Here is a 12772-nt window from a genome sequence, read left to right as displayed (position 1 = left end):
CGATAGCTCCACTCTCTTTAAAGCCCTTTGGTCTGTTCCATGGGGCTTTATTTTATTAGGTGCTCTACGTTTCTATACGTAAAAGAGTGCTACTCCCATTTTGATCGGATCAGGCAAACTTTTGATTGAAATGAACTACAGTTTCATTAGAGAATCATGACATAATAGAACAGAACACAGCCATCCTATTAGATATGTGGAATATGTGGCAACTTGGAGAAGAAAGGAAATGTGATTACGATGGAATACGTTAAACTTGGTAATACAGGACTCGATGTCTCGCGATTTTGTCTCGGATGTATGGGATTCGGGGACGCCAGTAAATGGGTTCACGAGTGGGTGCTGAACGAAGAAGACTCCCGATCCGTGATTCGCAAGGCATTGGATCTTGGTATTAATTTCTTCGATACAGCCAATATATACTCTCTTGGTACGAGCGAGGAATATCTGGGACGGGCTTTGAAAGACTACGCAGACCGTGATCAGGTCGTGATTGCGACCAAGGTTCATGGCCGAATGCATGAAGGCCCCAACGGCTCCGGGTTGTCCAGGAAAGCCATTTTAAGTGAAATCGACAAAAGTCTGAAACGACTCGAAACGGATTATGTAGATCTATATATCATTCACCGCTGGGACTATAACACACCTATAGAAGAAACAATGGAAGCACTCCATGATGTGGTGAAGTCCGGGAAAGCCAGATATATTGGAGCTTCCGCCATGTTCGCATGGCAGTTCCAGAAAGCATTATATACAGCGGAGAAAAATGGCTGGACCAAATTTGTTTCCATGCAGAACCATTTGAACCTGATTTACCGTGAAGAGGAACGGGAGATGCTGCCACTTTGCAAAGAGGAAAAGATTGGCGTTACGCCATACAGCCCACTCGCTTCCGGCAGGTTAACAAGAGATTGGTCGGTGACGACGCATCGCTCTGAAACGGATATGATTCAGAAATCAAAGTACAATGCCACAAGTGACGCGGATCGCATTGTTGTCGAACGGGTGGCGGCTATTGCCGAGAAGTATGATGTGCCTCGTACACACATAGCGCTGGCATGGCTGTTACAGAAAGAGACCGTGACTGCTCCGATTATCGGCGCAACGAAACATTCACATCTCGATGTTGCCATAGGCGCATTGTCGGTAAAGCTTACCCTAGAGGACATCGCTTTTCTGGAAGGGCCTTATATTCCGCATCCTGTCGTGGGCGCACAGTAAACAACATTGATGGAGCACAAGAAATATATTTATGATCTATCAACGATAGGTACCGTGGCATACGGTCTTTAAAATGTTATCGTAACAACAAATAGCCCCTCCTTTCCATATGCGGAAATAGGGGCTATTTGCTAATACATCAGTTTTATTTATTCAAAGGCGAAGGCGTTAACTGAACTCCTTCCCCTCTGCTCTGTTAAATGGTGCTTGTATCAATAACAAAGCGATATTTTACATCTGAAGCGAGCACACGTTTATATGCTTCATCAATCTGATCTGCCGAAATGACTTCAATGCTAGGTGCAATATCATGCTCGGCACAGAAATCAAGCATTTCCTGTGTCTCACGTATGCCGCCAATCATGGAACCTGCGAATGAACGGCGGTGACCAATCAACGCAAATGCATTGACGGGGAGTGGCTCTGGCGGAGCTCCTACATTGACGAGTGTACCGTCCAACTTGAGTAGCGAGAAATAAGCGTTGATATCAATGCTTGCACTTACTGTATTAATGATCAGGTCTAATGAGCCTGCGAGCTTTTCAAATGTTTCCGGGTCGCTCGTTGCGTAGTAATGATCTGCGCCAAACTGCAACCCGTCTTGCTTTTTGCTAAGGGATTGAGAAAGAACCGTAACCTCAGCTCCCATCGCATGTGCGATTTTAACTGCCATATGACCAAGGCCACCCATCCCTACGACTGCGACTTTCTTACCCGGGCCAGCGCCCCAGTGATGTAGTGGAGAATAGGTTGTGATTCCGGCACATAGCAGCGGTGCAGCAGCATCCAGCTCAATATTGTCAGGAATGCGCACTACAAAATCCTCGGTTACCACGATATGTGTGGAATAACCGCCTTGGGTTGGCTCACCGTATTTGTCTACTCCTGCATACGTTGGAATATTACCTTTCAGGCAGTATTGCTCTTCTCCTTTACGGCAATTCTCACATTCGCCGCAAGAGTCAACCATACATCCAACGCCTACGCGGTCGCCTACTTTATATTTTGATACACCACTACCTACTTCAGTCACAATACCGGCAATTTCGTGTCCCGGTACGAGTGGATAATTAACGGGTCCCCACTCCCCATGAGCGGTATGAATGTCCGAGTGGCAGATGCCGGCAAACTTAATCTCAATTAATACATCCGTGGTATCCAGATCACGGCGGTTAATCTCTGCGGAACGGAAGGGTTTATCGGGTCCATCCACGGCTCTGGCTTTAGCTGTAATCAATAGTATAACCTCCTCATGATTTTGGAATCTTCTTTATCTTACGCCCTATAGTTAACTCTAGGTCAAATGTTTTAATCTACTTTTTTCAAAAAAATTGCTCGTTTTGACATCACTCCAGGCCGCATGATAGAATTCACTCGCATCAACGAGAGCCCTTTACCATACAAGGTTTAATCTCGATCTGATCTAGAACTGAAAGGAACAAACTCGATATGACCTATTCCATTAGTGAAGTCGCTAAAAAATTGGATCTGACTGTGTATACATTGCGCTATTATGACAAAGAGGGACTCATGCCCTTCGTCGAACGTAATTCGACCGGAACGAGACAATTCAAGGACTCCGATATTGATTTTCTGAAAATAATCCAATGTCTGAAAGCTACCGGAATGCCGATCAAGGATATCCGGGAATTCATAGCCTGGTGCTCGGAAGGTGACGCAACCTTGCATCAGAGGTATGACATGTTTACCGAGCGCAAAGCCAGCGTCGAGGCTCAAATGGAAGAACTTCGGAGAACAATGGAAGTTATTGAGCATAAGCGCAGTTATTATCAGCAGGCCATCGAAGCTGGAACGGAGAACATTCATAAAACTACACTGGCTCCTAAGCCTGAGCACGCAGCAAGCTCCTAGAGTTAAACGAAAGGATTTCATCCTATGTCTAAGCCATTTCAGCAGCAGTTAGATGAACTTGCCAGACTTATTCATCAGCACACGGTCAATGAAGGGGTCCATTCAACCGAACTTCCCTCCCTTTCTCTGATTCGTGAATCTGACATCACTGAACCGATTTTCAGGTTGAACGAAGCTTCTTTTTGTATCGTCGTCCAGGGTCAAAAGGAAATGTTGCTGGGACAGGAACGTTTCCAGTACGGACCTGGCAGCTATATTGTAGCTACGATGGATTTGCCTGTAAGCGGCCAAGTCATAGAGGCTTCGCCTGTCGCTCCTTATCTCGCATTAAAGCTTGAATTCACAGGCAGTGAAATTTTGGAGGTAATTCAGCATACCCGTCTCTCCCCTAATTCGAACGATACAAACGATGTTACCAGACGAGCCATGTATGTGAGCAAAACTTCTCCAGAGCTGCTGAATGCCGTGATCCGATTAGCTCAGTTGCTTGAAGGGGATGCGGAGGATATCTTCATGCTCTTTCCATTGTTTAAAAAGGAGATTTTGTACAGAGTACTCAAAGGACCTCAGGGCAGTGCGCTGAAGCAGATGGCACAAGAAGGATCTCACGCGTACCGTATTCGTAACGTGATTGAACACATGGTGACACATGTTAGTCGGCCCGTCCGGATTGAAGAACTGGCAGAGCTGGCGAATATGAGCCAGGCTTCCTTCCATCGACATTTTAAAGCAGTCACTGCGATGAGCCCGCTTCAGTTCATCAAACAACTGCGGCTACAAGAAGCACGTCGTCTCTTAATGTCTCAAGCTGTAGACGCATCAGAGGCTGCTTATCAGGTTGGATACGAGAGCCCGTCACAATTCAGCCGTGAGTATTCACGCATGTTTGGTTGTCCGCCAATGGAGGATATTAAACGTTTGAGAGGCAGTACGTACTGATTTCATCTCCAGAAAATAATCCCGTTCCACGTAAAGAGACTCACACCTAAACGGTGAGAGCCTCTTTTTTTTCTTCGTTCCATTTGCTCTAAAATACAGTCTGCCTGCCCGAAACTACTTGGATGCCGAAAGTAAGCTATCCGTAATAAATTTAAGCTGTCCTTCCAACGATACCGGATCGTTATACGTATCAGACGATGGATCTAGCTGAAATACATGATTGGCTTTGACAGCCGGGAGGTTCTTCCATAACTTATTTTCGTAAATCTTTTTGGAATCACTCGTGTCCCCGGACCACGGGCTGGTGAAAATAATGTCTCCTGCATAATCCGGCAGCACTTCTATCGAGATGGAAGCCCAGCCTGTTCCGCTATCAATAGCTTCCGCTTGAGCCTTAGTTGGTGCTCTCAGTCCAAACTCACCATAAATAATCTCTCCCCCGCGGCCATAGTTATGACCGAAGACATACACCCCTTTATCATACGGATTCAGGATCGATACGGTACGATTACCTACAGCTGCTTCTACCTTCGGTTTCAACTCGTTAATCTGAGCTTCCCACTTGCTTATCCAGGCCTTAGCTGCTTCTTCCCTGTTTGTAAGTTTGCCCATCTCCAGCATTAAGTCTTTGTAGTTACGTTTACCGTACTCAATCTGAACCACAGGTGCAATCTGTGACAGCTTGTCGATGCCTTCTGTACCTGTGTACACAATAAACAGATCGGGTTTCAAAGCAAGCAGTTGCTCCGGTGTTGGCGGCTGATCACCTAAATCTGCTGTTCCTTGTGCAGCAAGCTGCTCTTTAATGTATTTGTTGTTCATTGCACCTGTAGTTGCCCCCACCACTGGAGCATCCAGTGCGACAAAGTATCCCGTAGAGAAGGCCGTCAGATCCACAATCCGCTTGGGATTTTTCGGCACTTGCACTTCACCGGCATCAGACTGGAATGAAACCATCTCATCTTCTGCATCCGCTCCCGTGTCGGTCGAACCATCTGAATTGTTACTGGTTTTGCTTCCCGCATCGGATGATGCAGTAGTCTTCTCCGCCCCATCTTTAGCTGTATTTGAAGCAGACTGACCACATGCACTCAAGATCAGCATGAACACAAGCGCCATCATGATCCAAATTGAACTTCTTTTTGTACTACGCAAAAATAACCCCACCTTTAATGTATTGGATTCAATCAAATAAATGATATTGATAATCGTTATCAACGATATCACGACTCTAGCTTTTTTACAATACAAGTTTAATATATTCATTCCAAACTTCGTCTATTAAGTGAAAAAAGAGAATATACATCCCATTTCTACTGACAATTTCATTCCAAACTTGCCATCTAGTAAGTTAAAAGGCTATCATCATTAGAGTGGATAGAGAGATTTAACAAAGAGAATGATTTTAGAACATGATTTTTGAGAATGTAGAGAAATGTTTCAAGGAGGACAAGATGGATCAGATTATACTGTGGTTAAAGTACTTTTTTTTGGGTATCGTTCAAGGGGCAACGGAGCCGATTCCGGTCTCCTCCAGCGGTCATTTAATTATTGCCCAGCGACTAATGGGACTGAAGCAAAATGGCCTTTCGTTTGAAATTTTGACGAACACCGCTTCATTAATTGCCATTGTTTTTATTTTTCGGGAAGACATCATGAAGCTGATTACCGGTGGATGGGGTTACTTAACCACTCGTAAACCGGAATATCGAGCAGACTTTATGTTTTGCTTATATATCGTGATCGGAACGATTCCGGCTGCTGTTATCGCTGTATTTTTCAAGGATCAGATTGAAGAAATTTTCTCATCCGTCTATACAGTTGCTGTTGCCCTGTTAATTACAGGTGTGGCGCTCTGGCTTATTCGTAATCTGCGAGGCCGCAAACAGGACGGTGACTTAAAAACAAAGGACGCCGTGCTGGTTGGACTCGCTCAGGCCGTTGCTCTTATTCCGGGAATCAGTCGTTCAGGGGCTACCGTTATCTCTTCTATTGCGGTCGGTATGAAACAGGAAACGGCGTTAAAATTCTCCTTTATGCTCTATATTCCGATCAGTATCGGCGGTGTGATTATGGGTGCTTCAGATATAGCGCATGATCCTAACCGTGCACAGCTGGCTATTCCTTACCTGATCGCGTTTATCACAACGCTGGTCGTTACCTATTTCTCAATGAGATGGTTTATGGGCATTATGGCCCGTGGTAATCTGAAGTATTTTTCATATTACTGCTTTGCGGCAGGAACATTGTTACTTATCTTTTTATAAAAAGGATCTCTATACACAGCAAAGGGACAACCATGGCGGTTGTCCCTTTGTGCTTGTAATTCGTTTTATCCGCTGGTTTCCTCTCATTCGCTCGGTTATAGCTTTTACTCTTACTAGTTCTACACTCCACTTTGATGCTGAGCTTACGGTTTGGCATATTGCAAAATGGCGATAGCCGCTTGTACTCGCAGTCCTTCATCTTTGCTCAGCAATGCCTCTTGAAGTACTTGCAGCGCGCTATCAATCGTGGATTGCTCAACTCGTGGAAGTGTGTGATCATGTGTTAACGTTTTGAATAATTCTGGTGCTACCCGCTGAGTTTCTTGGTTCAATGCTGTCCCAACACTCCCCGCTGTATCGCTATTCCCCCTAAGAGCTTGATCCAGCCTCGCCTGCTTTACAGGCAACTTAAATTGGGCAACAACGTTGGGTTCTTGCAGCAAAGTTTGCATGTGTTCATTAATATCCTCCAGCGGTACCCGTCCAAGCCAGGTTACACCCCTGCGGTGGCATATTAAGTCTTCGCTTGTGCCAATGGAGTCGTCATAATAGTAATCGCCGAGGTCTCCGAAATACATCCAATCCTCATCCTTAATCACAACATAATCCCCGTCACTCATCGCGTCTGCAAACAGCTGGATCGTCTCCAAAACGTCGCCTGAATTATCCGCAATAATTCCATAGGTTTGCTCCAACAGTTCACGTAATTCCTCCGATGACGCTTGCTCCAGATCGCCAAGCTCCGACCACGGGATGCCGATGTAGTTATCCTCCAGAAAACTTTTCACTTTACTGACTCCGCCTACAATCGACTGCACATAAAATAGATTCACGGATGCCGCCTTCCCTTCCTTCTTGCTATAAGCCTAGTTAACCATTGGAACGCTCCTATGTCTACTTCCATAGCAGATTATCTTCCTTCAATGGAGGTCACTGCTTCAAATCACCTTCCCTATCAAACCTTTCCTAATTAACTCTCTTATCCTCACTCCTCTATCTTGTTAGTCCCGTCTGTTATAGTCCATAGCTATAGCTGGATATAATTTAATGGAATTACTTAATAACCATACTTCTGTGATACCTTGTTGTTAACACATTGCAGAGGGGTTATGGCAAATGACAAAAAGTAGCGTATTGGGATACCCGCGAATTGGAGCCGATCGGGAATGGAAAAAAGCACTTGAGGCCTTCTGGTCAGGAAAAATACAAGAAAACGAACTTCACGCGAGATTACAAGAGATTCGTTTAGATCATTTGCGCAAGCAACAAGCCAAAGGTATCGATCTGATTCCAGTGAACGATTTCAGTTATTATGATCATATTCTGGATACAGCCGTGATGTTTGGTATTGTGCCAAAACGCTTTGCTTATACCGGAGGTGCTGTGCCTCTCTCCACCTATTACGGCATCGCCCGTGGAACGAAAGATGCCGCAGCCAGTGAAATGACCAAATGGTTCAATACGAACTATCACTATATTGTACCTGAATTGAATGATGCTTCGCCGATTTTAACCGAGAATAAACCGCTGATCGCATACCTTGAAGCCAAAGAGAAACTCGGCATTGAAGGCAAACCGGTCATCGTTGGACCGCTGACCTTCCTGAAGCTCTCCAAAGGCTATGATGCCTCCGAAACAGACACTTGGCTGGATCAGCTACTTCCTCTCTACACTCAAGTGCTGCAAGAACTTGCAGATGCTGGCGTACAGTGGGTACAGATTGATGAGCCGGTGCTCGTAACGAAATTGAATGATGCGGATGTTCAGCGCCTGAATAAGATTTATGCAGCCTTTGCATCCGCAGTTCCTGGCTTAAATATCTTGTTACAAACCTACTTCGAATCCGTTGAAAACTACAACGAAATCATCAGCTTGCCAGTTCAAGGTATCGGTCTTGATTTCGTACATGGATTGGAAGGTAACTTGCAATCTATTCAAACGAACGGTTTTCCGGCAGACAAAGTGCTGGGTGCGGGTATCATTGATGGACGCGGCATCTGGAAAGCATCCCTTCAAGACAAGCTGACATTACTCCAGACGCTTACTTCACTCGTTAACCCTGAAAGGTTAATTGTGCAATCCTCCTGCAGCTTGCTGCATGTACCTGTCACAACAGCACGCGAAGCTAAACTTGCTGCTGAGCTCAAAGATGCACTTGCATTTGCGGATGAAAAGCTGGATGAGATCGTTATTTTGACCCAAGCAATCCGCAGCACTGATGCGGACATCACCGCTAAAATTAAAGACGCCGAGCAAAAACTACAGGCATTGCAAAGCTCCGGAGATCGTAACCGCAAAGCCGTGCAGGAAGCCGTTGCTTCCATCCGTGTACAAGAGCCTAACCGCTCACGTCCATTTGCCAAACGTCATGTTGCCCAGCAAGAAAAGTGGCAATTGCCTCTCTTCCCAACGACAACGATTGGCAGTTTCCCGCAATCCACGGAGGTTCGAAAAGCTCGCCAACAATGGCGCAAAAACGAGCTAAGCAATGAACAATACGCTTCCTTTATCCGCGATCAGATTGACAGCTGGATTAACATTCAAGAAGAGATTGGTATTGACGTGCTGGTTCACGGTGAGTTTGAACGCACCGATATGGTCGAATTTTTCGGCGAGAAGCTGGCTGGATTTGCCTTTACGCAATATGGATGGGTACAGTCCTACGGATCACGTTGCGTGAAACCACCTGTTATTTTCGGAGATGTCGAATTTGTAGGTGAAATGACGGTTGAGGAAACGAAGTACGCCCAGTCGAAGACAGACCGCCCTGTTAAAGGTATGTTGACAGGCCCGATCACCATCATGAACTGGTCCTTTGTACGGGATGATATTGAACGGGAAACCATCGCGTATCAATTGGCGTATGCACTCAGACAAGAGGTTGAAGCGCTCGAAAAAGCAGGCATCGGCATGATTCAGGTGGATGAACCTGCCGTCCGTGAAGGCCTGCCGCTCAAGGAGAATAAACAAACCGATTATCTGGATTGGGCCGTCAAAGCGTTCCGCATTACGACATGCACCGTACAGGAAACCACCCAAATTCATACCCATATGTGCTATTGCGAATTCCACGATATGATTGATTCTATCGGAGCAATGGATGCCGATGTGATCTCCATTGAAACATCGCGTAGCCATGGGGAGTTAATTCACAGCTTTGAAGAGAATACGTATGAGCTCGGTATTGGACTTGGCGTATACGACATCCATAGCCCGCGTGTACCAAGCGTCGAAGAAATGAGTAACATGATTGACCGTGCTTTGCGTGTGCTCGATCCGAAACTGTTCTGGATTAATCCAGACTGCGGCCTGAAAACCCGCGGACAGGAAGAAACCGTGGCTTCACTAAGAAACATGGTAGATGCTACCCGGATTGCCCGAGCGAAGTACAATGCTACTCCTGTTCTGAACTAGATAAGCTTACAACTGATGATTCGTATGGAAGTTTTAATAACAGATAAACTTAATCTGCATAGTCTCTGTTTTGTTCTAATAGCAACACTGAAAAAGCCGCAATCCTGATCATGCAGGATTGCGGCTTTTTAAAGTATCTCCCTGTGCAGGGGAACCAGATTAAACTTTGACTGTATACATCCATTCTTTTTCAAGAATATGGGTACGACCAGCTGATTCCACATCGGTATATTGATGCATGTTTGTAATAATGACCGGCGTAATCATGCTGTAACCCGCTTTTTCGATCTCTTCACGATCAAATTCCATCAATAGGTCGCCTACGGATACCTTAGCTCCAGCCTGCACCTTTGGCGAGAAAAATTGGCCTTTCAGCTTTACCGTATCAACTCCAATGTGAATCAGCAACTCTGCGCCAAGATCACTTACGAGACCAATAGCATGACCACTCTTAGAAACAGAGAATACTATGCCGTTAACCGGGGAAACTGCACGTCCTTCTGAAGGTTGAATGGCAAATCCTTTACCCATCATTTCTTCTGAAAAAGCAGGATCTGGAACCACGCTAAGTGGCTTAACTTCCCCATTGATTGGGCTGAATATTTGTTCATCCTGTAATTTAATATCTTCAGCTACTACATTAGTCTCTTCAGTTACTACAGGTATAGTTCCAGACGTTGCTGATGGTGCAGGTACGTCTTCCTGGAAGCCCAGAATATAAGTAATGACGCTAGCTACAACGAATGCAATTAAAGCAGCAATCAGTGCATATAGCAGGTTGCTAATGTCTGGACCCACATATGAGGCAGCTCCCGGAAGACCTACTGTGCTAATGAAATAGGCTTTAACCGAAAAGGCTCCCAGAAACGCTCCAGCGACTGCGCCCCCAATGAGCGCTGCAATAAATGGTTTTTTGAATTTCATGTTAATGCCGTACATGGCAGGCTCCGTAATCCCCATAAGAGCGGTCAGTCCTGTCGAATAAGAAAGTGATTTGGTATCGGTGTTTTTAGACTTGAAGCCAACCCCAAATGCAGCACCACCCTGGGCCATATTAGCTGCGAACATCAACGGAACGATAAAATCGTAACCAAGTGTTGCAATCGAACCAACTGCAAGCGGCAACAGTGCATAATGCATGCCTGTAATAATCAGTACAGACATTGTGCCACCAATCAAAATACTTGCAAAAATGGATGCGTTATCAAATAACCATCTGATACCTCCGGATAAACCGTTTCCAATAATACCACCCAGTGGCCCGATCGCGATCAAGGTTAGTGGTACCATGATAAGTAACGTTACCGTTGGTACAATAATCATTTTGAGTGAAGCATGCGTAATACGGTCTATCGCTCTCTCCACGTAAGCAGTGATCCAGATTGCGATGACGATGGGAATAACCGATGAAGCATAGGATGTAGCAATAACTGTAATCCCTGCAAACGATGTATTCCCCCCTTGAAACAAGGCTCCAATGGTAGGGTGCATAAGACCAGCAGCTAAGGCAGCTCCTACATAAACATTGCTACCCATTTTCTTCGAAGCACTAACGGCTAGAAGTATAGGCAGGAAGTAGAATGCACCATCGCCAACGGCGGATAAAATGATATAGGTTGAACTTGTATTCGTCATCCAACCAACAGCCACCAGAATGGATATGATCCCTTTGATCATACCTGCGCCAGCAATGGCTGGCAGGATTGGCGTGAACATGCCCGAGATGAAATCAAACAATGCGCTAATCGGATTCCTTTGTTTCTTTTCGCTTTTTGGAGCACTCTCTGCGCTAGGCTTATTGCTCATATTGTTCATTAGTGCTTTGTACACTTCGGAAACTTCATTGCCAATAATCACCTGAAACTGTCCGCCGTTTTCCGTTACACCCATAACGCCAGGTGTGTTTTTCAACGTAGTTTTGTCAGCTTGATTGTTATCGTTCAGATTGAATCTGAGTCGAGTCATACAGTGTGTAACTTGTTCGATATTCTTTTCCCCACCAACCAGTTTGATAATATCTTTGGACATTGTTGTTTATCCATGTTGTAAGGCTCCTTCGACGTAGAATAAGGTATTCTCTGACCATGGACGCGTCTGGCCAGATATAATGGAAGTACAAAACATATGTTATAACGTCATGTTACTCAGAACAGGGAAGAAAATATATATGATTTAAGTGTTTAGTTTGCTTTGACACGAAATGATTTTTGTTACAAAAGTGTAACGCGTTGTTTCTAAATCGTAGGTAATATATACTGTCTAAGCAGGCTACTTATTATTTTGACTATGGTCTAAGGAGTGCATATTTATGTTCACCAGTGAGCAAATCTCATCCTATAACGATTTAGAACTATCTTTATACAACTATATTTCTCAGAACATGGAAAAAGTGGCTTACATGCGTATTAGAGAACTGGCCAATGAAACTCATGTATCTACAGCCACCATTCTGCGATTTTGCAGAAAGAATCAATGTGAGGGATTTTCCGAATTTAAAGTAAAACTTAAGATGCTCGTTTCCCAAAAAGATAAATTAACGAAGCAAGAGTTGAAAAGTCCTCATCATGCTGTGTATGCGTTTTTTGAACATTCTCAATCTCCTGAATTGGTGGAAAAAATTTCAGCAGCAGCGAAATTAATTGCTACAGCTAGTAATGTCATTTTTATTGGTATCGGAAGCTCTGGAGTAATGGGTGAATATGGAGCTAGGTTATTTTCAAATTTAGGGATATTCTCTATGTACATAAAAGATCCTCATTATCCTATTCATACGAGAATTCAAAAAGACAGTATTACGATTGCTTTGTCTACACGAGGTGAAAACCCATATGTTCAACCTTATCTCGAGCGGATCAAGCAGGATAAGCATAAAATTATTGCAATTACAAATAATCGCCAATCTACCATGGCTAAAATTTCAGATGTATGTATTCCATATTATGTAAAAGAAGAGTATCTCGGAAGTATTGACCTCACTACACACACACCTGTTATTTTCTTATTAGAATGGCTAGGTAAAGAGGTTTACAATCTTATTGCAAAACTAGAATAAGAGTTTT

The 12772-nt window shown here is 44.5% G+C and carries 10 protein-coding genes; 6 read left to right on the top strand and 4 right to left on the bottom strand.

Annotated features, from left to right (window positions below; genetic code table 11):
- Nucleotides 1-240 precede the first annotated feature (240 nt).
- Nucleotides 241-1221 carry an aldo/keto reductase gene (locus ACT89M_RS13995; protein WP_308721839.1) on the top strand — a complete coding sequence of 327 codons (981 nt, stop codon included), beginning with the start codon at nucleotides 241-243 and terminating at the stop codon, nucleotides 1219-1221.
- Nucleotides 1222-1417: 196 nt separating this feature from the next.
- Here the strand turns inward: ACT89M_RS13995 and ACT89M_RS13990 are convergent, their stop codons facing one another.
- The gene (locus ACT89M_RS13990) at nucleotides 1418-2458 is read right to left on the bottom strand and encodes an NAD(P)-dependent alcohol dehydrogenase (RefSeq protein ID WP_154889198.1); all 1041 of its coding nucleotides are present in this window, start codon (nucleotides 2456-2458) and stop codon (nucleotides 1418-1420) included.
- A 212-nt stretch (nucleotides 2459-2670) separates the two neighbouring features.
- Here ACT89M_RS13990 and ACT89M_RS13985 point away from each other — a divergent pair, with 212 nt between their 5' ends.
- Together ACT89M_RS13985 and ACT89M_RS13980 are read left to right on the top strand one after the other, a co-directional pair.
- The gene (locus ACT89M_RS13985) at nucleotides 2671-3093 is read left to right on the top strand and encodes a MerR family transcriptional regulator (protein ID WP_090915837.1); all 423 of its coding nucleotides are present in this window, start codon (nucleotides 2671-2673) and stop codon (nucleotides 3091-3093) included.
- Nucleotides 3094-3117: 24 nt separating this feature from the next.
- On the top strand, nucleotides 3118-4032 hold the full coding sequence (locus ACT89M_RS13980) for an AraC family transcriptional regulator (protein WP_154889200.1): 915 nt from the start codon (nucleotides 3118-3120) through the stop codon (nucleotides 4030-4032).
- 114 nt (nucleotides 4033-4146) lie between these two features.
- Here the strand turns inward: ACT89M_RS13980 and ACT89M_RS13975 are convergent, their stop codons facing one another.
- The gene (locus tag ACT89M_RS13975; protein ID WP_308721840.1) at nucleotides 4147-5187 is read right to left on the bottom strand and encodes an ABC transporter substrate-binding protein; all 1041 of its coding nucleotides are present in this window, start codon (nucleotides 5185-5187) and stop codon (nucleotides 4147-4149) included.
- Nucleotides 5188-5486: 299 nt separating this feature from the next.
- Here ACT89M_RS13975 and ACT89M_RS13970 point away from each other — a divergent pair, with 299 nt between their 5' ends.
- Entirely contained in the window at nucleotides 5487-6299 is an 813-nt protein-coding gene (locus ACT89M_RS13970) for an undecaprenyl-diphosphate phosphatase (RefSeq protein ID WP_154889202.1), read from the top strand.
- A 143-nt stretch (nucleotides 6300-6442) separates the two neighbouring features.
- Here ACT89M_RS13970 and ACT89M_RS13965 read toward each other — a convergent pair whose 3' ends face one another.
- Nucleotides 6443-7132 carry a hypothetical protein gene (locus tag ACT89M_RS13965; protein ID WP_308721841.1) on the bottom strand — a complete coding sequence of 230 codons (690 nt, stop codon included), beginning with the start codon at nucleotides 7130-7132 and terminating at the stop codon, nucleotides 6443-6445.
- Nucleotides 7133-7415: 283 nt separating this feature from the next.
- Here ACT89M_RS13965 and metE point away from each other — a divergent pair, with 283 nt between their 5' ends.
- Nucleotides 7416-9713, top strand: coding sequence for a 5-methyltetrahydropteroyltriglutamate--homocysteine S-methyltransferase (metE, locus tag ACT89M_RS13960; RefSeq protein WP_308721842.1), 2298 nt, complete (start codon nucleotides 7416-7418; stop codon nucleotides 9711-9713).
- A gap of 159 nt (nucleotides 9714-9872) precedes the next feature.
- Here metE and ACT89M_RS13955 read toward each other — a convergent pair whose 3' ends face one another.
- On the bottom strand, nucleotides 9873-11741 hold the full coding sequence (locus ACT89M_RS13955) for a beta-glucoside-specific PTS transporter subunit IIABC (protein WP_487345294.1): 1869 nt from the start codon (nucleotides 11739-11741) through the stop codon (nucleotides 9873-9875).
- A 280-nt stretch (nucleotides 11742-12021) separates the two neighbouring features.
- Between ACT89M_RS13955 and ACT89M_RS13950 the strand changes: the two genes are divergently transcribed.
- Nucleotides 12022-12765, top strand: coding sequence for a MurR/RpiR family transcriptional regulator (locus ACT89M_RS13950; RefSeq protein WP_154889211.1), 744 nt, complete (start codon nucleotides 12022-12024; stop codon nucleotides 12763-12765).
- Nucleotides 12766-12772 lie beyond the last annotated feature (7 nt).

The organism is Paenibacillus sp. NN59, from assembly GCF_057597225.1.
The sequence above is the reverse complement of the archived record's forward strand: the minus strand, read 5'-3'. Positions and strand labels throughout refer to the sequence as shown.